Source organism: Methylomonas sp. BG-2, from assembly GCF_057766305.1.
The window spans coordinates 1-25,346 of sequence record NZ_JBYMAP010000002.1 but is presented as its reverse complement, the minus strand read 5'-3'; the positions used below and the strand labels follow the sequence as shown (position 1 = coordinate 25,346).

General features: G+C 57.9%; 25 protein-coding genes. 5 read left to right on the top strand and 20 right to left on the bottom strand.

Features of this window, described 5'->3' with window-relative positions:
• The first annotated feature begins 123 nt into the window (after nucleotides 1–123).
• From glgB to AC3B8H_RS00475, 5 genes are all read left to right on the top strand, one after another.
• Nucleotides 124–2,301 carry a 1,4-alpha-glucan branching protein GlgB gene (glgB, locus tag AC3B8H_RS00495; protein WP_488439668.1) on the top strand — a complete coding sequence of 726 codons (2,178 nt, stop codon included), beginning with the start codon at nucleotides 124–126 and terminating at the stop codon, nucleotides 2,299–2,301.
• Between the two features lie 13 nt (nucleotides 2,302–2,314).
• Nucleotides 2,315–3,748 (top strand): glycogen synthase GlgA, encoded by a 1,434-nt coding sequence (gene glgA / locus AC3B8H_RS00490; protein WP_488439667.1) that lies wholly within the window; start codon nucleotides 2,315–2,317, stop codon nucleotides 3,746–3,748.
• Nucleotides 3,738–4,523: a secretin N-terminal domain-containing protein gene (locus AC3B8H_RS00485; RefSeq protein ID WP_488439666.1), complete on the top strand. Its 786-nt coding sequence runs from the start codon at nucleotides 3,738–3,740 to the stop codon at nucleotides 4,521–4,523. Before glgA ends, AC3B8H_RS00485 begins: the two co-directional genes overlap by 11 nt.
• A gap of 120 nt (nucleotides 4,524–4,643) precedes the next feature.
• The gene (locus AC3B8H_RS00480) at nucleotides 4,644–5,699 is read left to right on the top strand and encodes an extracellular solute-binding protein (RefSeq protein WP_488439665.1); all 1,056 of its coding nucleotides are present in this window, start codon (nucleotides 4,644–4,646) and stop codon (nucleotides 5,697–5,699) included.
• Nucleotides 5,699–9,451: a bifunctional diguanylate cyclase/phosphodiesterase gene (locus AC3B8H_RS00475; protein ID WP_488439664.1), complete on the top strand. Its 3,753-nt coding sequence runs from the start codon at nucleotides 5,699–5,701 to the stop codon at nucleotides 9,449–9,451. Before AC3B8H_RS00480 ends, AC3B8H_RS00475 begins: the two co-directional genes overlap by 1 nt.
• On the opposite strand, the gene AC3B8H_RS00470 is transcribed toward AC3B8H_RS00475, so the two are convergent.
• From AC3B8H_RS00470 to AC3B8H_RS00375, 20 genes are all read right to left on the bottom strand, one after another.
• The gene (locus AC3B8H_RS00470; protein WP_488439663.1) at nucleotides 9,432–10,271 is read right to left on the bottom strand and encodes a CorC family transporter; all 840 of its coding nucleotides are present in this window, start codon (nucleotides 10,269–10,271) and stop codon (nucleotides 9,432–9,434) included. The genes AC3B8H_RS00475 and AC3B8H_RS00470 overlap by 20 nt on opposite strands.
• Complete coding sequence (gene ybeY, locus AC3B8H_RS00465; protein WP_488439662.1) at nucleotides 10,268–10,726, bottom strand: rRNA maturation RNase YbeY; 459 nt, start codon at nucleotides 10,724–10,726, stop codon at nucleotides 10,268–10,270. Before ybeY ends, AC3B8H_RS00470 begins: the two co-directional genes overlap by 4 nt.
• Nucleotides 10,723–11,715, bottom strand: coding sequence for a PhoH family protein (locus AC3B8H_RS00460; RefSeq protein WP_488439661.1), 993 nt, complete (start codon nucleotides 11,713–11,715; stop codon nucleotides 10,723–10,725). The genes ybeY and AC3B8H_RS00460 overlap by 4 nt, the downstream gene beginning before the upstream one ends.
• Nucleotides 11,709–13,070 carry a tRNA (N6-isopentenyl adenosine(37)-C2)-methylthiotransferase MiaB gene (gene miaB / locus AC3B8H_RS00455; RefSeq protein ID WP_488439660.1) on the bottom strand — a complete coding sequence of 454 codons (1,362 nt, stop codon included), beginning with the start codon at nucleotides 13,068–13,070 and terminating at the stop codon, nucleotides 11,709–11,711. The genes AC3B8H_RS00460 and miaB overlap by 7 nt, the downstream gene beginning before the upstream one ends.
• A 105-nt stretch (nucleotides 13,071–13,175) precedes the next feature.
• Nucleotides 13,176–13,904, bottom strand: a complete 729-nt coding sequence (locus tag AC3B8H_RS00450) for an oxygen-binding di-iron domain-containing protein (RefSeq protein WP_488439659.1) — start codon at nucleotides 13,902–13,904, stop codon at nucleotides 13,176–13,178.
• Nucleotides 13,901–14,536: a chemotaxis protein gene (locus AC3B8H_RS00445; RefSeq protein WP_488439658.1), complete on the bottom strand. Its 636-nt coding sequence runs from the start codon at nucleotides 14,534–14,536 to the stop codon at nucleotides 13,901–13,903. Before AC3B8H_RS00445 ends, AC3B8H_RS00450 begins: the two co-directional genes overlap by 4 nt.
• 64 nt (nucleotides 14,537–14,600) lie before the next feature.
• Nucleotides 14,601–15,302, bottom strand: coding sequence for a 7-cyano-7-deazaguanine synthase QueC (queC, locus tag AC3B8H_RS00440; RefSeq protein WP_488439657.1), 702 nt, complete (start codon nucleotides 15,300–15,302; stop codon nucleotides 14,601–14,603).
• Nucleotides 15,283–15,942, bottom strand: a complete 660-nt coding sequence (gene queE, locus AC3B8H_RS00435; protein ID WP_488439656.1) for a 7-carboxy-7-deazaguanine synthase QueE — start codon at nucleotides 15,940–15,942, stop codon at nucleotides 15,283–15,285. Before queE ends, queC begins: the two co-directional genes overlap by 20 nt.
• On the bottom strand, nucleotides 15,939–16,823 hold the full coding sequence (gene ybgF / locus AC3B8H_RS00430; protein ID WP_488439655.1) for a tol-pal system protein YbgF: 885 nt from the start codon (nucleotides 16,821–16,823) through the stop codon (nucleotides 15,939–15,941). The genes queE and ybgF overlap by 4 nt, the downstream gene beginning before the upstream one ends.
• Nucleotides 16,820–17,377 (bottom strand): peptidoglycan-associated lipoprotein Pal, encoded by a 558-nt coding sequence (pal, locus tag AC3B8H_RS00425; protein WP_488439654.1) that lies wholly within the window; start codon nucleotides 17,375–17,377, stop codon nucleotides 16,820–16,822. The genes ybgF and pal overlap by 4 nt, the downstream gene beginning before the upstream one ends.
• 63 nt (nucleotides 17,378–17,440) lie before the next feature.
• Nucleotides 17,441–18,724 carry a Tol-Pal system beta propeller repeat protein TolB gene (gene tolB, locus AC3B8H_RS00420; protein ID WP_488439653.1) on the bottom strand — a complete coding sequence of 428 codons (1,284 nt, stop codon included), beginning with the start codon at nucleotides 18,722–18,724 and terminating at the stop codon, nucleotides 17,441–17,443.
• 19 nt (nucleotides 18,725–18,743) lie between these two features.
• On the bottom strand, nucleotides 18,744–20,243 hold the full coding sequence (gene tolA / locus AC3B8H_RS00415) for a cell envelope integrity protein TolA (RefSeq protein WP_488439652.1): 1,500 nt from the start codon (nucleotides 20,241–20,243) through the stop codon (nucleotides 18,744–18,746).
• A 9-nt stretch (nucleotides 20,244–20,252) separates the two neighbouring features.
• On the bottom strand, nucleotides 20,253–20,663 hold the full coding sequence (tolR, locus tag AC3B8H_RS00410) for a protein TolR (protein WP_231883721.1): 411 nt from the start codon (nucleotides 20,661–20,663) through the stop codon (nucleotides 20,253–20,255).
• 44 nt (nucleotides 20,664–20,707) lie between these two features.
• A complete protein-coding gene (tolQ, locus tag AC3B8H_RS00405) occupies nucleotides 20,708–21,385 on the bottom strand; it encodes a protein TolQ (protein ID WP_064030723.1) in 678 nt (225 codons plus the stop codon).
• On the bottom strand, nucleotides 21,385–21,786 hold the full coding sequence (gene ybgC, locus AC3B8H_RS00400) for a tol-pal system-associated acyl-CoA thioesterase (RefSeq protein WP_488439651.1): 402 nt from the start codon (nucleotides 21,784–21,786) through the stop codon (nucleotides 21,385–21,387). The genes tolQ and ybgC overlap by 1 nt, the downstream gene beginning before the upstream one ends.
• Nucleotides 21,787–21,788: 2 nt before the next feature.
• Nucleotides 21,789–22,826: a Holliday junction branch migration DNA helicase RuvB gene (gene ruvB / locus AC3B8H_RS00395; RefSeq protein ID WP_488439650.1), complete on the bottom strand. Its 1,038-nt coding sequence runs from the start codon at nucleotides 22,824–22,826 to the stop codon at nucleotides 21,789–21,791.
• The gene (ruvA, locus tag AC3B8H_RS00390; protein ID WP_488439649.1) at nucleotides 22,823–23,422 is read right to left on the bottom strand and encodes a Holliday junction branch migration protein RuvA; all 600 of its coding nucleotides are present in this window, start codon (nucleotides 23,420–23,422) and stop codon (nucleotides 22,823–22,825) included. The genes ruvB and ruvA overlap by 4 nt, the downstream gene beginning before the upstream one ends.
• A complete protein-coding gene (gene ruvC / locus AC3B8H_RS00385) occupies nucleotides 23,419–23,916 on the bottom strand; it encodes a crossover junction endodeoxyribonuclease RuvC (protein WP_488439648.1) in 498 nt (165 codons plus the stop codon). The genes ruvA and ruvC overlap by 4 nt, the downstream gene beginning before the upstream one ends.
• A 30-nt stretch (nucleotides 23,917–23,946) precedes the next feature.
• Nucleotides 23,947–24,702 carry a YebC/PmpR family DNA-binding transcriptional regulator gene (locus AC3B8H_RS00380; protein WP_488439647.1) on the bottom strand — a complete coding sequence of 252 codons (756 nt, stop codon included), beginning with the start codon at nucleotides 24,700–24,702 and terminating at the stop codon, nucleotides 23,947–23,949.
• Nucleotides 24,703–24,771: 69 nt separating this feature from the next.
• On the bottom strand, nucleotides 24,772–25,346 hold a 575-nt coding region (locus AC3B8H_RS00375; RefSeq protein ID WP_488439646.1), incomplete at its 5' end, for a haloacid dehalogenase-like hydrolase.

Below are 25,346 nucleotides of genomic sequence, written 5' to 3'. Positions count from 1 at the left end.
GCATTATCGTTACTCTTCGCGAAAAAGTAAAAGCCAAGCGATTTGTTACCGAGTAGGCTATCCTGCCCGGCAAGGCTGTCCCTGCCAACCACCTAATCAAAACTATAACCGAGGCGTTGCATCATGAACAAGCCAAGCCCATCCCCCCTGCCGCTCGATCCGGAAATCGTCAAAATCATCGAGGCCAGACATCACGACCCGTTCTCGATACTCGGCCGCCACGGTGAAGGCCGAGACACCGTCATCCGGGTGTTTCTGCCTCATGCGGAAAGCGTTCGGTTAGCCCGCGGCGGCGACTTCGCTCGCATACCCAACACCGACATTTTCGAATACCGCCCCGGCACCAACGACGTTCCGCCCCATTATCAACTGGCCTGGACCGACAAGGACTGCAACGAACATCTGCAATACGATCCCTACTGCTTCGGTCCGGTATTGCCCGAATTCGATCAACATCTGTTCGCGGAAGGCCGCCATTGGCATATCTACCAAAAGCTCGGCGGCCACCGCCAAAGCGTCGCGGGGATAGATGGCGTCTCTTTCTCGGTCTGGGCACCCAACGCCCAACGCGTCAGCGTCGTCGGCGACTTCAACCGCTGGGACGGCCGCTGCCATCCGATGCGCAGCCTGGGCGGCAGCGGAATCTGGGAAATCTTTATCCCCGGCTTAACGGTCGGCTGCCTGTACAAATTCGAAATCATTAACCGTAATTCCGGGGAATTGTTGGTCAAAACCGATCCCTACGGCCAACAATTCGAATTCCGCCCGCAGACCGCCGCGATCGTGGTCGACGAAGATCATTACGTCTGGCACGACGGCGAGTGGCTGGACCAGCGCGCCCAACACGACTGGCTGCACCAACCGATGTCGATCTATGAGGTGCATCTGGGCTCCTGGCGGCGCGACCAGCGCGGCAACTTCCTGAATTATCGCGACTTGGCCGAGCAATTGGTCGATTACGTCAAAGCGCTCGGCTTTACCCATATCGAATTGCTGCCGATCACGGAACATCCACTCGATGCATCCTGGGGGTATCAGACCACCGGCTATTTCGCGCCCACCAGCCGCCACGGCACGCCGGACGACTTCCGTTATTTCATCGACCATTGTCACCAAAACGGCATCGGCGTGATCCTGGATTGGGTGCCGGCCCACTTTCCGAAGGATGCCTTCGCGCTCGCCCGATTCGACGGCACGGCCCTGTACGAGCACGAAGACCCGCGCAAGGGCGAGCACCGCGACTGGGGCACGCTGATTTACAACTACAGCCGCAACGAAGTGAAAAACTTCCTGCTGTCCAGCGCGTTCTTCTGGCTGGAGGAATTCCATCTGGACGGCCTGCGCGTCGATGCGGTGGCCTCGATGCTGTATCTGGACTATTCGCGCGAAGCCAACGACTGGATTCCGAATATGTACGGCGGCAACGAGAATCTGGAAGCCATCGACTTCCTGCGTCACATGAATACCGTCACCCACGAGCAACACCCCGGCACCGTGGTGATGGCCGAGGAATCCACATCGTGGCCGCAAGTCACCCGGCCGACCTGGACCGGCGGCTTGGGCTTCTCGATGAAATGGAACATGGGCTGGATGCACGACATCCTCTGCTACATGCAGCAACAACCGATCCATCGCTCCTACCACCACGATCAACTGACCTTCGGCCTGCTGTACGCGTTCACCGAAAACTTCATCCTGCCGTTTTCGCACGACGAAGTGGTGCACGGCAAACAGTCGATGTTGAACAAGATGCCCGGCGACGAATGGCAGCGGTTCGCCAATCTGCGCCTGCTTTACACGATGATGTTCACCTATCCCGGCAAAAAGCTGTTGTTCATGGGCAGCGAGTTCGGTCAGGGCACCGAATGGAGTTTCAACCGCACGTTGGACTGGTATGTGCTCGATTACGCCCACCATGCCGGCCTACAGACCCTGGTCAAGGATCTGAATCGACTCTACACCAGTCATCCGGCCCTATATCGCTTCGATTTCGAACACGCCGGCTTCGAGTGGATAGACTGCCACGATTACCAGCAGTCCATCATCAGCTATCGACGTAAATCAGCCCACGAAGAGCTGATCGTGATCCTGAACTTCACGCCGGTGCCGCGCGAACGTTACCGAATCGGCGTGCCGCAGCCCGGCACCTACGTCGAAATCTTCAACTCGGATTCTAAATATTACGACGGCAGCAACACCGGCAACGGCAGCGTATTGTCCGAGCCGCAACCCTGGATGGGTATGGAGCACTCGATCTCCGTCACGCTCCCGCCGCTGGCCGGCATCATTTTGAAAATGTGATTTTGTTTAAGCGATGAAGAAAATACTGTTCGCCAGCAGCGAAACCCACCCACTGATCAAAACCGGCGGCCTGGCCGATGTCGCCGGCAGTCTGCCGCTAGCCCTGGGCGAGTTGGAGCAGGATGTGCGCATCATCATGCCCAACTACCAAGCCATCCGCAATTGCGAACCCGGTCGTTACCTGTGCACGGTTCGGGTCAACAATTGCGATGTCAACCTGCTGGAAACCTGGCTGCCGGGCAGCGAGATACCGGTCTGGCTGGTCGATTACCCACCGTTTTTTAAAGTCCCCGGCAATCCCTACGTCGATGAAAACGGCATGCCTTGGCCGAATATCGGCGACCGCTTCGCGCTGTTCTGCCGGATCGTCGCCGAAGTAGCGATGAACCGAGCCTACCTGGACTGGCAGCCCGACATCGTTCATTGCAACGATTGGCAAACCGGTCTGGTCCCGGCCCTGCTGTCGCTGGAAACCCACCATCCCGCCAGCGTGTTCACGATCCACAACATGGCCTATCAAGGCCTGTTTCCGGCCACCGCGTTTACGTTGCTGAACCTGCCGGGCCAACTCTGGCACCCGGAAGGTCTCGAGTACCACGGCATGCTATCCTTCATCAAGGGCGGCTTGGCCTATGCCGAGCGCATTACCACCGTCAGCCCGACCTATGCGCAGGAAATTCAAACGCCCGAATTCGGCTACGGCCTGGAAGGCCTGTTGGCGCACAAGCAATCGCAACTGAGCGGTATTTTGAACGGCATCGACACCGAGGCCTGGAATCCGGCGATCGATCCCCACCTCGCCCAGACCTACAGCCTGAAAACCCTGAACGACAAAGTCGCGAACAAAATCGCGTTGCAGCAACAAATGAATCTGCCGGTCGATGCCGAACTTCCGGTATTTGGCTTGATCGGCCGCTTGGTCGAGCAAAAAGGCATAGACCTCATCCTGGCCGGACTGCCGGAATTATTGGAACTACCCGCCCAATTCATCTTCCTGGGCAGCGGCGACAAGAGCAACGAATACCGCTTGATGGAATTCGCCCGCCTCTACCCGGAAAAAGTCGCGGTCACCATTGGCTACAACGAACCCTTGGCCCACCAAATTGAAGCCGGCGCCGACATTTTCCTGATGCCTTCGCGGTTTGAACCCTGCGGCTTGAACCAAATGTACAGCCAGCGCTACGGCACCATACCCATCGTCCGCAAAACCGGCGGCTTGGCCGACACCGTCGTCGACACGCTACCGGAGAGCATCGCCAACGGCACCGCGACCGGCTTCGTGTTCAACGACACGTCGGCGGCGACGCTGACCGAAGCCGTCAAACGTTGTCTGGTGATGTTCCGGCATAAAAAAGACTGGCGGCAGTTGCAGCGCAATGCAATGAGCCGGGACTTTTCCTGGCAAAGCAGCGCGCAACGTTATCTGGCGCTGTACGATGAAATTTAGCGGACCGACGCTGGCTCTCAGCCTTTGGGCCGCCGGCGTTCTAGCCGACGGAACGGTGATGGAAATCATCGAGCTGGGCAATCGGCCGGCGGCGGAAATTCAAACCCTGCTGCAACCCTTACTGGACGGCAACGACCGGGTCGTCGCCGACGGCGCCAAATTGATCGTCAAAACAGCTCCGGCCAAACTGGCCGAGATCCGCGCCCTGGTCAAGCAATTGGACGGCCCGGTCCGCAATCTGACGATCAGCGTCTTGCAAACCACCAGCCAGACCGCCGGGCAATTGAACGCCGAAGCCGAGGCGGCGCTGCATCCTGAACGCGTCGAACTGCGCGGATTGATCGGCAATACCGAAGACTTGCGCGGCCAACGCCAACAGCAGCAACTGCGCACCGCGGAAGGCCAAGCCGCCTATATCAAGACCGGCGAAATCAAGCCGATCCGTAACGTCACGGTATACGGCTCCAATTACGGCGGCGCGGTGCTGAGCAGTACCCAGTTGCTGGAAGCCAGTAGCGGCTTCGCTGTCGTGCCGCGCTTGGCCGGCGACGGCCAGGTAACGCTGGAAATTTCGCCCTGGTCCAATCAGTTTCAGAACGGCGAAATCGCCACCCAAGCCGCCCAAACCACCCTCCGCGCCAAACTGGGCGAATGGATCGAAATTGCCGGCAATTCCGATCAAACCCAAGCCGTCGGCCGCGGCATGACCGGATTCAATCAAACGACCGAAACCCAAGCGACACGGATCCTGATCCGTGTCGACCTTGTCGAATAACGCCGGCATATCTCCGCCAGCCTCGGTCGCTAGCACAAAAACCGATTAATACAAGTTTTTCGAGCGATTCGCCAACAATTTACCTTTCTTTCCGACCGCCTTTGGGTATCATGAGTCACCATGAAGCCTATCGTCTCACTCCTAAGCTCCCGCCAACGCTTCGCCAGGATGGTTTCGATCGCGGCGTTGTGGCTGTGCTCCGTTTCGCTGGTAACCGCAAAACCTTTGTTAAAGGTCTTAGCCTGGCCCGGCTATGCCGACCCGGAAATCGTCGCCGAATTCTCCAAGCGCCACGACGCCGATGTGGAAATCACCTACGTCGAATCGGACGACGACCTGTGGTACAAGCTTAATCACGAAGCTCACGACGTGTTCGCCGTCAACACCGCCGAATTGCAACGCTACATTGCCGCCGGTATCAGCGTGCCGTTGGACGCCGCCAAGATTGGCCACCGCGCGCTGCAACTGCCGCGTTTTCGCGACCTCACCACCGTCCCCGGACTGATACACAACGGCCGCGCCTATGCGATACCTTACACCTATGCCGAAATGGGGCTGATCTACGACCGCCGGAAAGTATCCACTCCACCCCGTTCGATGTCGGCGCTATGGGACCCGGCTTACCGCCATCGGGTTCTGGCTTTTAATACCAGCAACCATAATTTCACGCTGGTCGGTCTACTCAGCGGCGCGGCCCACCCCTTCAATCTCGGCGACGCCGAAATGAACGCCGCCGCCCGCCGATTGGCCGAGCTGCGCCGCAACGTGCTGACGTTTTACACAGCGGTTGAGGAAGCCGGCGACCTGTATGCGAAGCACGATGTCGCGCTGATTTTCGGTAATTACGGTAATCAACAAGTCCAGGAGTTAAGACGGCGCGGTGGCGACATTGGCTACGTCATCCCGGAAGAAGGGGCGCTGGCTTGGCTGGATTGCTGGGCCGTCACCCGCAACGCCGCCAACACCGCATTGGCCGAACGCTGGATAGATTTCATGCTGGAACCGCAAGTCGGCGCGCACTTGACCCAACGACACGGTCTTGCCAATACCACCAGCCAACCGGCCGACCTATCGCCGGACGCCAAATTGATCTGGCTGGAGCCGGTCGGCAATCCCGAGCGCCAAAAAGCGCTGTGGGACCGGATTATTTCCGGCGACCCGCCGGAGGCCTTTTGATGCGTCTTAGCATAGGTCTGAAACTGGCGTTTTGGCTGGGCCTATTCGGCACCTTGTCATCGGGCTTGACCGGCTACTACGTGTACCAACGCAGTCGCGCGCTACTGATTGATTCAGCCGAGGAAAAACTGCTGGCCTCGACGCGGGACTCGGCGCAACGCTTCGACGCCGCGCTCGAGGCGGCCGTTGCCGATGTCGGCTTTCTGGCCGGCTTAGCGCTAAACCAGGCCATATTGGAGCCCCCCGCCGACCCCGCTACCGATAAAGCCCGTCTCGCCGAAATATTTAGCGGTCTGCTGGTCACCCACCCCGAATACAGCCAGATCCGTCTGATCGATAGCCGGCATTTTGGCCTGGAAACCGTCCGGGCCGACCGCGATCAATCCGGCGTTAAAGTCGTCGGCGCGCCGCAACTACAGGAAAAAAACCATTTTCCCTACGTGTTTGAATCCGCGGCCTTGCCGGCCGGCCAGGTTTACATCTCGGATATAAATCTGAACCAGGAGCTGGGAACCCACTTGGGCTATGGCCAGCCGACCATCCGCGTCGCCACGCCGATTAAGTCCGCCTCCGGCGCAACTTTGGGGGTGGTGGTCATCAATGTCGATCTCGCCGATCTCTTCAAGCGCCTGCGCGCCGACTACGGCACGGACAGTTACCCGCTCCTGGTCAACCGCTTCGGCGACTACCTGATCCACCCCGATCCGGCGAAGGCCTTCGGTTTCGAGCGCGGCCGGCCGGTCAGAATTCAAAACGATATTCCCGGAACCGTGCCGTTACTGGAGGGATCCAGCCGGATTGCGATACTCAGCGACACCGCCGATAGCGCGCTGGGCGTCCCCTATCTGGCCGCCTTCGCCCGCCAGGATTTCGGCGCGGCCAGCGAAGGCCGTTTCGTGGTGCTCGGTTTGTACACCCCGCTGGACGTGGTCTCTGTCGGCAGCAAGGCATTGAGCCTCCAAGTCATCCGCATCGCCTTGTCCTTGAGTTTATTGGTCAGTTTGGTTTCGCTGCTGCTCGCCAAAATGCTGGCCAAACCGCTACAGGCGATGACCCAAGCCATCGGCCAATTTCAGCTGGGATTACCGCTCGCCGAGATCCCCGTCGATCGCAACGACGAGATCGGCCATTTAGCTCGACTGTTTCGGGCACTGGCGGAACAGCTGAACGGCCAAATCGCCGCGATACACGCTTCCGAAGCCAAACTACACGCGATCCTGGATAACGCGCCGGTCGGCATCTGGCTGGTGGATACCAGCGGCCGCTACGCGTTCGTCAACCAGACCTTTTGCCAAGCGCTCGGCATCCCGGAAAGCCGGTTTTTGCAAACCCCCGCGCTGAGCGAACTGCTGGGGACCGACACCGCCGCCCGCTTCGAAACGGCCGACCAGCGCTGCCTTGAAGGCGGGCTGGCACCCCACTTGAGCCAGGAGCAACTGACTTTCGTGGACGGCGAAAGCCACAGCCTGGAAATCAGTCGCACCAAACTGTTGGGCCTGAAGGGCGAAGTGCTGGGCATAATCGGGATCGCGACCGACATCAGCGACCGCAAGCACGCCGCCGATCGCGAGCGGGCTCACAACCGAGTGTTGGAACGCCTGGCCAAAAGCATGCCGCTAGCCGACATTCTGGAAGCCGTCGTCGAGGGCATTGAAACTCAAAACCCGGCGCTGTTGTGCTCCATTTTGCTGCTGGATGCCGAAGGCAGCCATTTGCTGGTCGGCGCGGCCCCGCATCTGCCGGAATTCTACAATTGCGCGCTACACGGCCTGCGGATAGGCTTCGGCGTCGGCTCCTGCGGTACCGCGGCGGTAACCGGCGACCGGGTCATTGTCGAAGACATTCAAAGCCATCCTTACTGGGTACCGTATCGGGAGTTGGCGGCCAGGGCCGGCCTGGCTTCTTGCTGGTCGGAACCGGTCCGAGACGCCGGCGGCAAGTTGCTCGGCACGCTGACGATTTATCAGCGCCAGCCGGCTTTACCCAAGCCGCGCGACTTGCAAATGACCGAGCAGGCCGCCAATCTGACCGGAATCGCGATAGAACATTGCCGTGCCAACGAAGAATTGCGGCTGGCTTCGCTGGTCTACCAAAACAGCAGCGAAGCGATGGCGGTCACCGATGCCCTCGGCTCTATCCTGGCCATCAACCCGGCTTTTTCGGCGATCACCGGCTATACGCCGGCGGAAGTCATCGGCCAGAATTACAACATTCTGAATTCCGACCGCCAGGACTACCATTTTTATCAAACCATGTGGCATGCGATTAACGCCAGCGGCCACTGGAAGGGCGAAATCTGGAATCGCCGCAAGAACGGCGAAGTTTTCGTACAGTGGCTGACGGTCAACACAATTTTTAACGAAGACGGCAGTCCGCACCGACGCGTGGCGTTGTTTTCCGACATCACCGAAAAAAAGCAAACCGAAGAGCTGATCTGGACTCAGGCCAATTTCGACCCGTTGACCGGGCTACCCAACCGCCGGATGTTTCACGACCGACTGGATCAGGAGCTCAAGAAGGCGCATCGTACCGGCCGGGCGTTGGCGCTGATTTTCCTGGATCTGGATCGTTTCAAGGAAATCAACGACACGCTCGGCCACGATATGGGCGACTTGTTGTTAAAGGATGCCGCGCAACGCTTGCTGCGCTGCGTGCGCGAATCCGATACCGTGGCGCGACTGGGCGGCGACGAATTCACGATCATCCTGGGCGAACTGGACGATACGGAACATGTCGAGCGCATCGTCGTCAATCTGCTGCAGAAACTGGCCGAACCGTTTCAATTGAAGGCCAAGGTAGCGTATTTGTCGGCCAGCATCGGCATCACGCTGTTCCCGAAGGACGGCGACAAAATCCATGTATTGATCAAAAACGCCGACCAAGCCATGTACGCCGCCAAGCATCAAGGCCGCAACCGCTATTGTTATTTCACGCCTTCGATGCAGGAAGCCGCGCAAGCCCGAATGGAAATCGCCAGCGATTTACGCGGCGCGCTCGGCGACAACCAATTTCAGCTGTATTACCAACCGATAATCGATCTCGCCACCGGCGGCGTATACAAGGCCGAGGCCCTGTTACGCTGGCGGCATCCACGACGCGGCTGGGTGAGTCCCACGGAGTTCGTACCGATCGCCGAAGACATCGGCATTATCAACGAGATCGGCGATTGGGTGTTCAAGCAGGCCGCCGAACACGCCAAACGATGGCGGCAACGTTTTCACGCCGATTTCCAGATCAGCATCAACAAATCCCCGGTCCAATTCCACGATACCAACCACGCCCAGCGCGACTGGCCGGAGCACTTAAGGCAACTGGGTCTGCCCGGGGCCGGCATCATCGTCGAAATCACCGAAGGTCTGTTGCTGGACGCCAGTAACGATGTCAAGGAGCAATTGTTGAGCTTTCGTGACCACGGTATCCAGGTGGCGCTGGACGATTTCGGCACCGGCTACTCGTCGCTGGCCTATTTGAAAAAGTTCGACATCGATTATTTGAAAATCGACCGCTCCTTCGTCAGCAACCTGGGTCCGGAATCGAACGACCGCGTGCTCTGCGAAGCGATAATCGCAATGGCCCACAAATTGGGGATGAAGGTTGTCGCGGAAGGGATAGAGAGCGAAGAGCAATACCGGATACTCTTGGATTCCGGCTGCGACTTCGGCCAGGGCTTTTTGTTCTCGCCGGCATTGCCGGCCGAAGCGTTCGAAGCCCGCTTGGCCGACTCCGCCGATTTTATTTCAACTTCAGTTTAATCAAATGCACGCGGCGGTTATCCGCGCGCAAGACTTCGAAACAAAAGTCGTCGATTTCGACTTTTTCCCCCTTCTTCGGAAAGTGCTCCAGGCGCTGGACAATCAAGCCGCCGATGGTGTCGCATTCGTCGTCTTCCAGATCCGCCGAAAAATAATCGTTGAATTCTTCGATCGGCGTCAACGCGTTGAGTATGAATTCTTTCTCGTTACGCTGCGAAATATATTCCTCGGACTCGTCGTCGTCGTGTTCGTCCTCGATCTTGCCGACAATTTGCTCCAACACATCCTCAATGGTGACCAAGCCGGCGGCGTTACCGTATTCGTCAACGACGATGGCCATGTGATTGCGCTCGGTACGAAACTCCTTCAACAACACATTCAAGCGCTTGCTTTCCGGCACGACGTTGGCCGGCCGCATCACGTCCTCGACTTTCAAATTCTTGTCGCGCAATACGCACCCTAGTAAATCCTTGGCAAGCAGAATGCCGACCACCTTGCTGCGATCTTCTTCGATGACCGGAAAACGGGAATGGGCAAATTCGACGACCAACGGAAAAATGGTTTCCAGTTCCGCGTCCCTCGGGACCACCACCATTTGCGAGCGGGGAATCATGATGTCTCGGACCCGCATCTCGGCGACATGCATCACGCCTTCCATCATCGCCAGCGCATCGGAGTCCAGCAGGTGCTTTTCCTGCGACTCGCGGAGAATTTCCAGCAGATCTTCCTGATCCTGCGGCTCCCCACTCAGAAAATGGCCGATGCGCTCGATCAGGCTTTTCTGGTGGGGCTGACTACTCGGGGGGTTACCATCGCTCATCGTTCGTGTTCCTCCATATAGGGATTGGCAATATCCAATTTTTCCAAAATTTCGATCTCCAAGGCTTCCATTTGCTCGGCCTCCAACTCGTCGACGTGATCATACCCTAACAAATGCAATACGCCGTGTACAGTGATGTGCGCCCAGTGATGCTCAACCGGCTTGCCTTGCTCGCCGGCCTCGCGGGCAATCAGCGGCGCGCAAATCACCAGATCGCCGAGCAAATCCAACACCACGCCGGGTGGCGCTTCGAATGGAAAACTCAGGATGTTGGTCGGACCAACCTTGTGTCGGTATTGGTCGTTGAGTTCGGCGCTTTCGGTTTCATCGACCAAACGGATCACGATTTCGCTATCGGCGTCGCGTCCGGCCAATGCCGCGTCGACCCAAAGCTGAAACCGTGCAGGCTCGGGATGTTGGGCTTCGGTCGCGACCTGCAACTCGATCAGGTTCATCGCCCCTCCTTCCCGTGTTCTTGTTCGTAACGGTCGTAAGCCGCGACGATGCGTTGAACCAGCGGATGGCGGACCACGTCGCGCACGCCAAAGAAGGTAAAACTGATGCCTTCGACGTCTTTCAAGACTTTCAAGACGTGTTTCAATCCGGACATTTTTTCATTGGGCAAATCGATCTGGGTCACGTCGCCGGTCACCACCGCCGTCGATCCGAAACCAACCCGGGTCAGAAACATCTTGATCTGTTCGACCGTGGTATTTTGCGCCTCGTCCAGGATGATGAACGAGTCGTTCAGGGTCCGCCCGCGCATGAAAGCCAGCGGCGCGACTTCAATGACGTTCTTTTCCAGTAGCTTTTCGACCCGCTCGAAACCCAGCATGTCGTAGAGCGCATCGTAGAGCGGCCGCAAGTAGGGATCAACCTTTTGCGCCATGTCGCCGGGCAGAAAGCCCAATTTTTCGCCGGCTTCGACCGCCGGCCTAACCAGCACGATGCGCCTTACCCGTTCGGTTTGCAGTGCCTCGACCGCGCAAGCCACCGCCAGATAGGTCTTGCCGGTGCCGGCCGGGCCGACGCCGAAATTGATGTCAAAGCTCAGAATCTTGCGCAGATAATCCTGCTGATTGTGACCGCGCCCCTTGATGACGCCGCGTTTGGTGCGAATCGCCACCGGCTCCAGCGGCGATGCCGGCAAGGCCTTCAACAACTGGTCGATATTGGCGTCTTGCAGGCTCAGATGGACTTGTTCGGGAGTGACTTCCTCGCGCTCGGTCAGTTCGAACAATTTCAACATCACCGCGCAAGCCGCCTTCACCGCCGCATCCACCCCGGTCACCCGAAAGTGGTTGCCGCGGTTGGCGATCTCGACCTGCAAACGCTGTTCGATCTGACGGATATGGCTGTCCAGTTGGCCGCAGAAGTTCGATAGGCGCTGAGCGTCGGCGGGTTGCAGCGTGAATTCTTCGGAATAATGAGAGCTGTTCAACACGAGGCGGTCTGTTGGATTTTTTCGACGCTGGACGGCGCCAACCGGCCGCGCAACGAATTGGGTAAGGCTTCGGTAATCAGCACATCGACGAATTGCCCGGTCAAGCGCGGGTGGCCGGCGAAATTAACCACCCGGTTGTTTTCGGTCCGCCCCGTCAAATGCAGCGGATTTTTCTTGGAAATGCCTTCCACCAACACACTCTGCACCGACCCGACCATGCTTTCGGAAATCGCCATAAACATCTGGTTCAAGCGTTCCTTCAGCCGCTGTAAACGCGCTTCCTTGACATCCATGCCGACATCGTCGGCAAAGCCGGCCGCTGGCGTGCCGGGCCGGGCGCTAAAGATGAAGCTGTAGGAAAAATCGAATCGGACTTCTTCGATCAAGGCCATCGTGTCTTCAAAATCCTGATCGGTTTCGCCGGGAAACCCGACGATGAAATCGGACGACAAACTGATGCCCGGACGCGCTGCCTTGATCTTGCGGATGATGTCCAGATAGTCCTCGCGGCGGTGGCCGCGCTTCATTTCCGCCAGTATTCGGTTGCTGCCGCTCTGCACCGGCAAGTGCAAATGATTGACCAGTTGCGGAATCTCGGAGTAGGCCTCGATGATGTCGTCGGTAAATTCCAACGGATGCGAGGTGGTAAAACGAATCCGCTCAATGCCGTCGACCGCGGCAACGTAGTGCAGCAACAGCGCAAAGCCGGCAATGTCGCCGTCTTCGGTCTCGCCGCGATAGGCGTTGACGTTTTGGCCGAGCAGGTTCACTTCCCGCACGCCCTGCCGGGCCAGTGTTTCAATTTCGGCAATCACGTCGTTGAGCGGCCGGCTGACTTCCTCGCCGCGGGTATAGGGCACCACGCAATAGGTGCAATATTTGCTGCAACCCTCCATCACCGATACAAAGGCTTTCGGGCCTTCGGCTCTGGGTTCGGGCAAATTGTCGAATTTTTCGATTTCCGGAAAAGAAATATCGACAACGTGCTTATCGCCGTTGCGAGCCTTATTCAGCAATTCCGGCAGGCGGTGCAGGGTTTGCGGCCCGAACACGATATCGACGTAAGGCGCGCGCTTTTGCAGCGCGGCGCCTTCCTGACTGGCCACGCAGCCGCCAACGCCGATAATCACGTCCGGCCGCTTGTCCTTGATTTTTTTCCAGCGCCCGACCGCCGAAAACACCTTTTCCTGGGCTTTTTCGCGTATCGAACAGGTGTTTAATAACAACACGTCGGCCTGCTCGGGAATATCGGTCAATTCCATGCCGTGCGAGGCCATCAGTACGTCCCGCATCTTGTCGGAATCGTACTCGTTCATTTGGCAACCGTTAGTCTGTATATAAAGTTTTTGCGCCATGCTTGATGAGATACTCCAGCCTTTCTCACTAACAAAAAACCCCCGTCTCTCGACAGGGGCTAGATTGGCGCGGATTATAAACCCAATTTTCGGCAAATGCTTGTTTTATACGGCAATCCCCACCGGCAAGGCCTCGAACCAGTCCAGAAAACGCTTGACGTCGTCGCCCTGGAACATGCGCCCGTGCTGGGGCGCCAAAATCTCGATGTCCAGCTTGCGGACTCGGTCTATCCAGTCCCGCTTTGCCTGATTGGAAGGCATCCATCGTTGGTGGAAATAACGCATTTTTTCGACATGGCTGTCGAAATGCTCGACGAAGACCGGCGTGTCGCCTTCCTCCAGCGCGGCACCGACATCACCGGACATCAAAATCTTCGCGACCGGATCGTAAATATGAAAGTTAGCCGAAGAATGCAAGTAATGCGCCGGCACCATCTGTAATTGCAAGCCACCCAGATCGATAATGCCGCCTTGATCGGGAATGGCGACGTACTCAATCGCCTCGCAACCAAAGTGCCGTAGAAAGCCTTCCCAAAGTAGCGGCGCGTGCAATCGCGCATGGGGCAAGGCCCGATCCCACAAGCCCAGCGATGAAATGATGTCGGGATCTTGATGCGATGCGAATAAATCGGTGATTTCCTCGACCGGCGCATGGTGAACCACCGCCGCCAACATGGGCGCGAACAACTCGATGCCGCCGGGATCCATCAACAGGCAACGATTCGCGGTACGCACCATGTACTGATTGGTATCAATGATATTGCTCGGCTTGTCGGCATCGCGGCCGAACATCAGCCACTGGTGAGCCCCTTCATAAATTTTCGTGGTCTTCATGGCTGACCTTCATTGCTCTGAGCATAATCGGCACTGATCGCGACTAACGCGCCTCGGCACTTGTTGACTTTTTCATTGATGATTTGGGCGGCATGATCGACACTCTCGGCGACGGCCTGCAGGCTCTGCAGGTATTCACCGGCTTGAGAGGCTTCGATGCGCGAGTTGGCGGCGATCACCCTGGCCGCTCTGGCGGGATAGAGGATGCCGCTTAACTGGCTTAGTAAATCGTCAACGTGGATCGAAAATTCCCCGTGACAAATTTCAGCCTGTCGCCGAGCGGTTTCCCGCACCCGTAACAACGAATCCACGTGACGGGCGCCAGCCGCCGCCGTCACCGCCATATCAAAGCGTCGACTGGCCTCCCGCATGCGCTGCTCGGCAACCGTCAAACGGTATAAGTTCAAGGTATCGGCGTTGATTCGGTTGACCACGGCCATCGTATCCTTGGCCAACTCGTTGATGAAGTCGGTGATCGGCTTGAAACCCTTGGCCTTTTCGCCGGCCCGAAACGCAATCGCCTTGGCATTGGCCGCCGCCAACGAAATCTCCTTGGCGACTTGCAAGACCGCGCTTAATTCCGCCGCAATCGAAGCAACCGCAACAAATTGTGAACTCGCTGAATTCGGCATGATGACGCTCCACGTCCTAGATGCAACCTGGGCATAGCATAGCCCAGGATCGCCGAAGCATCATCTAATCGCTGCGGTAGCGGGTTGGATCGGCCGCGCCGGCAGTCGCGAACCCGGCCGCCCGCAATCTGCAGGCGTCGCAGACGCCGCAAGCGCGGCCTTCGGCGTCGGCGGCGTAACAGGATACCGTGTCGGCGTAATCGACACCCAACGCCAAACCTTGCCGAATAATGTCGGCCTTGCTCATCGCAATCAAAGGCGTATGCACTCGAATTTGCTGACCTTCGACGCCGGCCTTGGTGGCCAAATTCGCCATGGTCTGAAAGGCTTGGATAAATTCCGGCCGGCAATCCGGATAGCCGGAGTAATCGACGGCGTTGACACCGATGAAGACATCACTGGCGTGCAAGACTTCAGCCCACCCCAGCGCATACGCCAAGAAAATCGTATTGCGAGCCGGCACATAGGTGACCGGTATGCCGGCTTGCGGCGAGGTCGGCACCGCGATCGCGCTGTCGGTCAGCGCGGATCCGCCCATCGCGTTCAAACCGAGATTGAAGATCTTATGGTCGGCGACTCTATACCGTTCGGCGATGCGCCGCGCGGCCGCTAATTCGGCATTGTGGCGCTGACCGTAGTCAAAACTCAACGCATGGCAGACATAGCCCTGCCGGCTAGCCAACGCTAAAACCGTCATCGAGTCCAATCCGCCCGATAACAACACAATGGCGGCTTTGCCCGCCGGATCATTTTCCTCTCGCGTCATCCCAAAGAAATTTATGCAGTTGAATTTGAAAGCGTACCGGCAATTGATCGGCCAATATCCGGTCCGCCAGTTCGGCTGGCCGCATCCGCCCCATCACCGGCGAAAACAGCACTTGGCAACGTTCGGCCAGACGATGTTCGTGTACTTGTTGCTTGGACCATTGGTAATCGTCCGCGTCGGCGATGACAAATTTGATTTGATCGCGCGGCGTCAGGCAATTCAGGTTTTCGTAGCGGTTGCGGGCCATTTCGCCGGAAGACGGCGTCTTCAGATCCATCACCTTGACGATTCGACCATCGACCCCGGAAACATCCAACGCTCCGCTGGTTTCCAACGAAACCCGATAGCCCAAATCGGCCAACGCGCTCATTAAACTCAGGCAGCCGGGTTGCGCCAGCGGCTCGCCGCCGGTCACCGTGACGTAACGCGTTGAATATTGGCGAACCGTCTCTAAAATCGCCGACATCGGCATTTTCTCGCCGCCGCTGAACGCGTAGGCGGTGTCGCAATAGCCGCAACGTAGCGGGCAACCGGTCAGGCGGACGAACACGGTCGGCCAACCGACGCTGTCCGCCTCGCCCTGCAGCGAATAAAAGATTTCGGTAATGCGTAACGACGGTTCCGCTAGCTCGTCGGTCATTGCGGCATTTGCGCCAGCTTTTTAGCGGCTAGATGCGCGGCGGTGGTACCGGGGTAGCTGGTCGTCACCCGGGTCAGATAGTCCTTGGCTTTCGCGGCGTTTTGCAGATCGAACTCGATATAGCCGAGCTTCAGCAAGGCATCCGGCACCTTGGAACTATTCGGGTACTGGCTGACCACTTTGTTGAACGCCGCCTTGGCGGCATCGAATTCGCGGTTGATCTTGTAAGCTTCCGCCAGCCAATACTGCGCGTTGTCGGAAAATTCGCCGGCCGGATTGGCCGCCAACAATTCCTGAAACATCTTGATGGCTTGGCTGTTATGGCCGTTTCTCAAGGTTTCGTAGGCTTGCTGGTAGCGTTCCTGTTCGCTCCCGCCCGTGGCGGACGTTGGACTGACGCTCGCGACCGCGCTGACCGCGGGCTTGACCTCGGCGGGCGGAGCCGGCGCGGCAACCGACACCGGAGCGGCCTGACTGGTCGGCGTCGGCGCGGGTGATGCCGCGACCGGTGGCGGCGCGGGCGCTGCCGCCGCGCTCGCCGCTCCGGTTTGCGCCGCGACAGCCGCCGCTGCGCCACCCGGTTGCCCGGCAGCTTGCAGCGCCTGCATTCTATCGTCCAGATCCGAATACATATTGCTTTGCTTGCGCTGCAAGTCGGCGATCGTTTGCGATTGCTCCTCGACCATGCCGCGCAGCTGTTGCACTTCCGATTGCAATTGCTCCAGTCGGCTCAACACCTCGAAGATAGCGTTGTCGGCCGGGGCCTGAGCGGCATAACCGCCCTGTTGCCCGACAGTATCGCTACCATTCACCGGAGCGGCAAGGACCTGGGCGGTTAAGCCCAAACCGATGCCCAGCGTCAGAAGTGCTCGCCGACTCATTGATAGCCTACTTCAACGCGGCGATTTTGTTGCCATGCGGATTCGTCATGGCCGGAAACCGCCGGTTTTTCCTCGCCGTAGCTAACGACTTCCAACTGGCCGGAACCGACGCCTTGGCTACGCATCATCCGTTCGACCGATTTGGCGCGCTGTTCGCCCAATGCGATGTTGTATTCGCTGGAACCGCGTTCGTCGGCATGGCCGGCCAGAATCACGTGTTGATTCGGATGCGACGCCAGATAGCGGGCGTGAGCGGCGACGACCGGCACATAATCTTGTTTGACTTGCGCGCTATCCAGCTCGAAATAGATCACTTGCTTGGACAGCGGGTTGTTCGGATCGCTGAATTCCGGGCCCAGATTCGAACCGGAGTTGAAACCGTTCCCGGAACCGAATTGGCTGCCGGACATCGAGCCGTCGTTGTAGCCGCTGGTGGAGGCATCGGTGCCTTGGGTCGCGTCGCCCAAACCGTTTTCGCTTTCGTCGGTCGAGCTACAGCCGCTTGCTAAAACGGCGATCATCGCCAAAGCCAGAGTTTTTTTGCTAAGTGTCATGCTGTTCTCCAAATAAAAAATCAAAGTCGATAATCGATAGTTTGCAGGCTATCGCTCGGGCGATCAAGGTGCCCAGGCCGGCTCGCGAACGCCGCCGTTCTCAAAGGCCAATTTTTGCTGCATCGCGCCATCGGTGGATACCACCGACAACGCCGACTTACCGCCGCGCGTCGCCGCGAACAAGACCATGCTGCCGTTGGGCGCGAAACTCGGCGACTCGTCCAGCCGACCTTCGGTCAGTACGTTGACGGTCCGCGAGGCCATGTCCATCACCGCGATCCGGTAATCGCCGCCGTTGCCTGTCACCATTGCCAGACTACGACCATCGGCCGAAAAGCGGCCGCGAGCGTTGTAATCGCCCTGGAAAGTCAGGCGACTGGCCTTGCCGCCGGATGCCGGCATGATGTAAAGCTGAGGTTTACCGCCCTGGTCGGAGGTAAACACGATCGAGCTGCCGTCCGGCGACCAGGTCGGCTCGGTATCGATCGACAAACCGGACGTCATCCGAGTCAAACCACGGCCCGATAAATTCAGTACATAGATGTCCGGACTGCCGTCCTTGGACAACGTAACCGCCAAGCGGCTGCCATCCGGCGAAAAGGCCGGGGCACCGTTGATGCCGGGATAGGCCGACACGCTCTCGCGCTGACCGGTGGCCAGGGTTTGCACGAAAATTTCCGAACGCTTGGTGTGAAAAGACACGTAAGCGATCTTGCTACCATCCGGCGACCAAGCCGGCGCCATGATAGGCTCCGGCGATTCGGCTATCGTCCGCGGGTTGTAACCGTCGGCGTCGGCCACTTGCAGCATGTACTGCTTGCCGTTACCGCGCGCCACGCTGGTCACGTAAGCGATCCGGGTATTGAACGCACCCTTGCGGCCGGTCAATTTTTCGTAAATCAAATCGCTGATATGGTGGGCGGCGCGGCGTAATTCGTTGGCGCCGGCGGTCAGCCGGTAACCCATCAACAACTGGCCGTTATGGACGTTGAACAGATGAAACTGAATGTTGAAGCTGCCGCCGTTGCCAACTACTTGGCCGATGACGACGTAATCCTGGCCCAGCACTTGCCAATCCTTGAAATTGACGCGCTCAGGTTCGGTCGGCTTGGTCAGCATATCGTCCTCGGACAAGGCCTTGAAAAAACCGCTGCCGCCCAGGTCGGCACTGACCACATCCGACAACTTCACATTTCCAACGGCACCCTGCTGACCGAACGGCACGATGGCAATCGGTACCGCGGTTTGCGAGCCCTTGGTGATTTCTATCGTCAAACCGGCTGCCTGGGCGGCCGAGAGTAGCGAAGCCAGCAGGCCGGCGACTAGTATTCGGGGGATTAACATCATTTTTGGTTTCCGTTACGGTTTATTCCGGCTTAAACACAAAGGTAAATACTCTAAATTCCTGATTGAACAGATTCCTGTCCTGCGGCACCGGCAACGGCGACGCTTTTCTGACCGCATTTTCGGCCGAGCGATCGAATATCGGATCGCCGCTACTGCTGACGACCACGGCATCCATGACATCGCCGCTAGCCAGCAATTTTACCTGAATTGTACATTTCAAGCCTTGCGTCGCGCTGATCGGCCGGGTCCAGGCGCCCTCGACCTTGCGAGCGATCGCGTCCTTGGCGGCCAAACTGGCTTGTTTATCCGACTCGGCTTTCGCGGCGGCGGCCGCGGCGGCTTCCGCCGCCTTGCGCTCCTGCTCGGCTTTTTCGGCGGCCGCTATCGCCGCTTGCCGCTCTTGTTCGGCCTTGGCCTTGGCGGCTGCCTCGGCGGCCAGGCGTTCTTTCTCAGCCTTTTCCGCCTTTTCGGCCGCCAGCTTGGCCTGACGTTCCTTTTCGGCCTTGGCTTTCGCCTCGGCTTCCGCCGCCAAGCGCTCCTTCTCGGCTTTTTCGGCGGCGAGTTTGGCTTGCCGGTCTTTTTCGGCTTTCTCGGCGGCCAGTTGTTTTTCCTTCTCGGCCTTGGCCCGCGCTTCGGCGTCGGCGGCTTGCTTGGCTTTTTCCGCGTTCAGCGCGGCCTGCCGCTCTTTCTCAGCCCTGGCCTTTTCCGCCGCCAGTTGTTGCTCTCGTTCGGCCCTGGCCTTGGCTTCCGCCTGTTTTAACTGTTCCTGCCGTTTCGTTTCCTCGGCTTTTTGTTCCTGTAAGCGTTTTTGTTGCTCCAGTGCTTTTTGCTCCTGCAGCTTCTTTTCTTGCTCCGCCTTTTTGATCTCGGCTTCCTGCTGCTTGATCCGAGCCTCCTCGGCGAGCTTTTGCTCCCGGACCTTGGCTTCGCGCTCCGCTTCCTGCTGCTTTTGCCTTTCCAACTGTTTCAGTTTTTCGGCTTCCCGTTGCCTTTCCAACTCCGTTTGCTTTTGCTTTTCCGCGATTTCCCTTTGCTTCTCCAACTCGGCCTGCTTCTGTTTGTCGGCGGCTTCCTTGGCTTTTTTCTCTTCCAGAGCTCGCCGTTCCTTGGCCTCCTCTAGCTTTTTTTCCTCTTCCTTGCGCTTGGCGGCTAGCTGTTCCTGCCGCTTTTGCTCCTCCAAAGCCTCTTGCTTGCGGCGTTCCGCCGCTTCCTGGATTTTCTGCTCTTCCAGCACCCGCTGTTTTTTGGCTTGCTGCAAGGCCTGTTCTTCGGCCTTCCGGGCATTTTCCAATTGCTGCTGATGCTCGACCTCGGCCTGATGCTTATTGGCTTCGTTTTGTTTCAAGCGCTCGGCTTCGGCATCGATTTCGGCGCCGTCGAGGATGGTGGCATCAATAATTTCAGCCGGCGGCGCGGTCTGAGCGGTATCGCTGTCGGTCAGGAAGCTGATACTGAACAGCAACACGATCAATATGTGTAACGCGACCGCCAGGACAAACGAGGGTTTGAAATTTCTCATGCGTTATCGTTATTTACTCTCGGGCGGAGGCGAGGTCATTAAACCGACTTTGGGGGCGCCGGTCTTTTTCAACTCCACCATCACTTTAACGATACTGCCGTAATCCACTTCGTGGTCGCCGCGCACGTAAAGCTGGGCTTTTGGATTGTTTTTGAATACCGCCGCGACTCGAGTCTTGACCGTATCGACGTCCACCGGCGTATCGGCCTCTTCGTCACCGTTGCCGATATCGACGTAAAGACTGCCATCCTTTTTGATCGAGACGATGACCGGCACCTGATCCTGCAGATCGACCGACTCGGCTTCGGCTTGCGGTAGTTCGACGTCCACGCCGGTCTGGACCAACGGCGCGGTAATCATGAAAATCATCAGCAGCACGAAGGTGACGTCGATGTAGGGAACGACGTTGATTTCGGCCATGACGCCGCGTTTTTTTCGCGATCTGCGATTGCTGCCGCCGACATTCATTTGCTGTGCGCCTGTCTTTGCAAAAGGACCACGAACTCGTCAACGAACAGCTCATAACGGCCGGCCAAGCGATCCAGCCGGGTAGAAAAACGGTTGTAGGCAATCACCGCCGGAATTGCCGCGAATAAGCCGATCGCCGTGGCAATCAAAGCCTCGGAAATACCCGGAGCGACATTGGACAGCGTGGCATTTTTGATTTCACCCAGCGCGCGAAACGAATTCATGATGCCCCAAACCGTACCGAACAGGCCGATGTAGGGACTGGTGGAACCGACAGTGGCGAGGAAAGGCAGGGTCTCGTCCAGCCGGTCCAGTTCGCGCGAAAGCTCGATGCGCATCGCTCGCTGCGCGCTTTCCACTTGCACAGACGGCTCGACATCGCCTTTTTGGCGCATCCTGGCAAATTCGCGATAGCCTGCTAAAAAGATTTTTTCGATGCCCTCCGGCTCGAAGCGATCGCTGGACATTTTTTTATAGAGTTCGGCCAGACCGACGCCGGACCAAAACTCGTCCTCGAAATCGTCGGTAATCTCAATCGCCTGCTTCAATTCCTTGCGCTTGGAGAAGATAAAAGTCCAAGAAGCAACCGACGCCGACAGCAAGATGAACATAACGAACTGAACGACAAAACTGGCCTCTTTGACCAGCGTCAGGATGGATAAATCGGTATTCATCAGTTTAGGGTTTCCAAAATGGCAAGGGGAATCGGTTTAGGTTTCATCGTTTGCGCGTCGAGACAGGCAATGCGAATCTCGCCGCTGGCTAATTGATCTTGGCCGCGCATCAGGGTTTGAGCGAATGTCAGGTTGGTTTTTTGATGCTCGACAACCGAGGCGGTGGCCCGCAGCAAATCGTTAAAGCGGGCCGGCTTCAGATAATCGACCCTGACCGAACGGACCACGAAAATCAGATTTTGTTCGCGTAACAGTTGATCCTGCTCGAAGCCACGATCACGCAACATTTCGGTGCGGGCTCGCTCGAAAAACTTCAGGTAATTGGCGTAGAACACGACACCGCCGGCATCGGTATCCTCGTAGTAAACGCGGACCGGCCAACTGAATGCGCTATTTGACAAGGTCATAAACTAAAGATGTCGTCGCTGCCCGGTTCTTTATTGGGCGCCGGCAAACCGAAGTGGCTATAAGCTTTGTGCGTGACGACCCGCCCTCGGGGCGTCCGCATGATAAATCCCTGCTGTAACAAATAAGGTTCCAATACATCTTCGACGGTGCCGCGTTCCTCGCTGATGGCCGCCGCCAAGGTATCCAATCCGACCGGCCCGCCCTGAAAGTGCTCGATCATCGCCAACAGCAATTTACGATCCAACATATCGAAACCGTGTTGGTCGATTTTCAACATCGCCAAGGCCCGCTGAGCAATATCCCGATTGACAACGCCGTTTCCCATCACCTCCGCAAAGTCGCGCACCCGCCTTAACAGACGATTGGCGATCCTGGGCGTTCCGCGCGAGCGGCAAGCGATCTCGTCGGCGCCGCCGCTGTCCATGCCGATGCCGAGCATCCCGGCGGAACGCGTCACGATGCTGGACAGTTCTTCAATACTGTAAAACTCCAAGCGCTGCACGATACCGAAACGGTCTCTGAGCGGTGAGGTCAGCAATCCGGCCCGCGTCGTCGCGCCAATCAGCGTGAACGGCGGCAAGTCCAGCTTAATCGACCGGGCGGCCGGACCTTCGCCTATTATAATATCAATTTGGTAGTCTTCCATAGCCGGATACAGCACCTCTTCGACCGCAGGACTCAAGCGATGGATCTCGTCTATGAACAATACATCGTGGGCTTGCAGGTTGGTCAGCAAGGCCGCCAGATCGCCGGCCTTGTCGAGCACCGGCCCGGAGGTCTGGCGGATGCTGACATTCATTTCGGCCGCGACGATATTGGCCAACGTGGTCTTGCCCAAGCCCGGCGGCCCGAATATCAGAACATGGTCCAGCGCTTCCGAGCGGCTGACCGCCGCCTGGATAAAAATTTCCATTTGCTGCCGCAATTCGGTTTGCCCAACGTAATCCTTCAACCGGCGCGGACGGATGGCGCGATCCTGGCGCTCTTCGTCGCCACTGCCACTGGCGCTGATCAGCCGATCGCTTTCTATCATTTAACGGCTCCGCGCAAGGCCTGCCGAATGATGTCCTCGCAGCTTTTGCCCTCGTCGGCCACCGCGCGCACCATTTTCTCGGCTTCCGCCGGCTTATAGCCGAGCGCGCATAAAGCGCTGACAGCCTCTTGCTTGGCGCCCGCCGGCTGCCGCGCAGCCGCTTGCGCCGGCATCCGCGGCGCGTTTCCACCGATTTCGGGCAATCGGCCACGCATTTCAATAATCAGTCGCTCCGCCGTTTTTTGGCCGACGCCGGGCAAGCGCACCAAACTCTTGGCATCGTTATCCTCGACGCAACGATAAAACGCCTCAATGCTCTGGCCGGACAAAATCGTCAACGCCAGCTTGGGGCCGACACCGTTGACCTTGATCAAGGCCCTAAACAGCAAGCGCTCGTTTTCGGTCGCGAAACCAAACAGAATATGCGCGTCTTCGCGCACCACCAGATGGGTATGCAGGCGCACTTCCTCGCCCAAGCCCGGCAAGTCGTAAAACGTGGTCATCGGCGCTTCCAGCTCGTAACCGACGCCTTGCACGTCCAGGACCAATTGCGGCGGTGCCTTGTGGATTAAATTGCCGCGCAGAAACCCAATCATGCGCCGGCCCTCGCCAAACGCAATGCCGTTTCCCGATAGTGACTGTGACACAGCGCAATCGCGAGCGCGTCGCTGGCGTCGATTTGCATCTCGCCCTGGATTCCCAGCAGAATTTTAACCATATGCTGAACCTGGATTTTGTCGGCGTTGCCCTTGCCGACCAAGGCTTGCTTGACTTGGCGAGCGGCGTATTCGTGAACCGGCAGATTCAGGTTCATCGCGGCACAGATCGCCGCGCCGCGCGCCTGTCCAAGCTTCAAGGCGGAGTCGGCGTTCTTATGCATGAAGACTTGCTCTATGCTCATTTGCTGGGGCTGATAAAGCGCGACGATTTCGCTGACGCCGTCGAAAATCTGTTTCAACCGGCTTGGAAAGTCGTTGGGAAGCACGCGGATGCAACCGCTGGCAATGTAGCGAACCCCGCGCGGCGTCGTTTCGATCACGCCGTAACCAGTGAGACGGGAGCCGGGGTCTATGCCGAGTATTCTGATCAATAGCAGGCCGGGGGAAGGATTACGGGAAATTCACTCATTGCCAAGCGCCGCCATGATATCGTCGCTGATGTCGGCATTGGTATAGACGTCTTGCACGTCGTCCAGATCCTCAAGGCGATCGATTAACTTAAGCATTTTCTCGGCCGCCTCGCTGTCCAGATCGGTTTTGACATCGGCGTGCATCGTCACTTCCGAATTTTCCGGCATCAAGCCCGCCGCCACCATCGCTTCCTTGACGTTCAAGTATTCGTCGGGCGCGGTAAAGACATCAATCGAACCGTCGTCGTTGGTCACCACGTCTTCGGCACCGGCTTCCATCGCCGCTTCCATGACCGCGTCCTCATCCACCTCGCTCGAAAAACCGATGATGCCGACCTTGCGGAACAGATACGCCACGGACCCATCGGTACCCAGATTGCCGCCATGCTTGGAGAAGGCGTGCCGCACGTCGGCAACGGTGCGATTACGGTTGTCGGTCAGGCAGTTGACCATGACGGCCGTGCCGCCCGGACCGTAACCTTCGTAGCGCACTTCTTCGTAAACCACGCCATCCATGGCCCCGGTGGCTTTTTTGATGGTGTTGTCGATGGTATCGCGCTTCATATTGGCACCCAAAGCCTTGTCGATCGCGGTGCGCAAGCTTGGGTTGTTGGCCGGATCGCCACCGCCGGAACCCTTGGCCGCGACGGTGATTTCCCTGATGAGTTTGGTAAAAATCTTACCGCGCTTGGCGTCTTGAGCGCCTTTGCGATGCTTGATATTTGCCCACTTACTGTGCCCGGCCATGCTATCCCTCTGAAACCTCTAAAAAATTGCGAATTCTATCACCCTAGCGCCCGCTTATCGACCCTAGCCTTACAGCAAATAGGGCAGAACGGCCGTCAACGAGGGTTCGGCGACATAACAGTCCGCCTCGGCTTCGACCAATGGGCGCCGCACGACCCCACCGAACCCCAGCATGTAAGCGCCGGCCTGCTTTGCTTCCAGATCGGTTTTTCCATCGCCGACCATCGCCAACGCGGCGTGGCGCATGCGTAATCTGCGACAAATTCTGGCTTTCCCGCCGCTAACCGCCAACGGCGAGTGAGCCGCGAACCCCTGGTATTGACCGACCGCGTCGAATTCAACGTCGACCGCGTGGACGTTGGCCTCGGGTATCCCCAAATAGTCCGACAACGGCAAAATAGCTTGGCGCAAACCACCGCTGATAATGTGTACTTCCTTGCCATTCGCCAGCAAAGTTTCCACGGTTTCCTTGACGCCTTCGACGATTTCGTCGATGTACAGTTGCGCTAACCAGCGAATCGCGGCCCGGTCCGGCCGAATTAATTCCAAGCGCTTGGCGTACACATCTTCCAACGGCAATTCGCCGTTCATTGCCGCATCGGTTAGCGCCGCAACCTGCTCGAACAAGCCGTTGCGTCTGGCCA

Bases quoted from the DNA above. Each gene is read 5' to 3' on its own strand.
- glgB (WP_488439668.1), top strand. From the start codon at position 124: ATGAACAAGCCAAGCCCATCCCCCCTGCCGCTCGATCCGGAAATCGTC.
- glgA (WP_488439667.1), top strand. From the start codon at position 2,315: ATGAAGAAAATACTGTTCGCCAGCAGCGAAACCCACCCACTGATCAAA.
- AC3B8H_RS00485 (WP_488439666.1), top strand. From the start codon at position 3,738: ATGAAATTTAGCGGACCGACGCTGGCTCTCAGCCTTTGGGCCGCCGGC.
- AC3B8H_RS00480 (WP_488439665.1), top strand. From the start codon at position 4,644: ATGAAGCCTATCGTCTCACTCCTAAGCTCCCGCCAACGCTTCGCCAGG.
- AC3B8H_RS00475 (WP_488439664.1), top strand. From the start codon at position 5,699: ATGCGTCTTAGCATAGGTCTGAAACTGGCGTTTTGGCTGGGCCTATTC.
- AC3B8H_RS00470 (WP_488439663.1), bottom strand. From the start codon at position 10,271: ATGAGCGATGGTAACCCCCCGAGTAGTCAGCCCCACCAGAAAAGCCTG.
- ybeY (WP_488439662.1), bottom strand. From the start codon at position 10,726: ATGAACCTGATCGAGTTGCAGGTCGCGACCGAAGCCCAACATCCCGAG.
- miaB (WP_488439660.1), bottom strand. From the start codon at position 13,070: ATGGCGCAAAAACTTTATATACAGACTAACGGTTGCCAAATGAACGAG.
- AC3B8H_RS00450 (WP_488439659.1), bottom strand. From the start codon at position 13,904: ATGAAGACCACGAAAATTTATGAAGGGGCTCACCAGTGGCTGATGTTC.
- AC3B8H_RS00445 (WP_488439658.1), bottom strand. From the start codon at position 14,536: ATGCCGAATTCAGCGAGTTCACAATTTGTTGCGGTTGCTTCGATTGCG.
- queC (WP_488439657.1), bottom strand. From the start codon at position 15,302: ATGACGCGAGAGGAAAATGATCCGGCGGGCAAAGCCGCCATTGTGTTG.
- queE (WP_488439656.1), bottom strand. From the start codon at position 15,942: ATGACCGACGAGCTAGCGGAACCGTCGTTACGCATTACCGAAATCTTT.
- ybgF (WP_488439655.1), bottom strand. From the start codon at position 16,823: ATGAGTCGGCGAGCACTTCTGACGCTGGGCATCGGTTTGGGCTTAACC.
- pal (WP_488439654.1), bottom strand. From the start codon at position 17,377: ATGACACTTAGCAAAAAAACTCTGGCTTTGGCGATGATCGCCGTTTTA.
- tolB (WP_488439653.1), bottom strand. From the start codon at position 18,724: ATGATGTTAATCCCCCGAATACTAGTCGCCGGCCTGCTGGCTTCGCTA.
- tolA (WP_488439652.1), bottom strand. From the start codon at position 20,243: ATGAGAAATTTCAAACCCTCGTTTGTCCTGGCGGTCGCGTTACACATA.
- tolR (WP_231883721.1), bottom strand. From the start codon at position 20,663: ATGGCCGAAATCAACGTCGTTCCCTACATCGACGTCACCTTCGTGCTG.
- tolQ (WP_064030723.1), bottom strand. From the start codon at position 21,385: ATGAATACCGATTTATCCATCCTGACGCTGGTCAAAGAGGCCAGTTTT.
- ruvB (WP_488439650.1), bottom strand. From the start codon at position 22,826: ATGATAGAAAGCGATCGGCTGATCAGCGCCAGTGGCAGTGGCGACGAA.
- ruvA (WP_488439649.1), bottom strand. From the start codon at position 23,422: ATGATTGGGTTTCTGCGCGGCAATTTAATCCACAAGGCACCGCCGCAA.
- AC3B8H_RS00380 (WP_488439647.1), bottom strand. From the start codon at position 24,702: ATGGCCGGGCACAGTAAGTGGGCAAATATCAAGCATCGCAAAGGCGCT.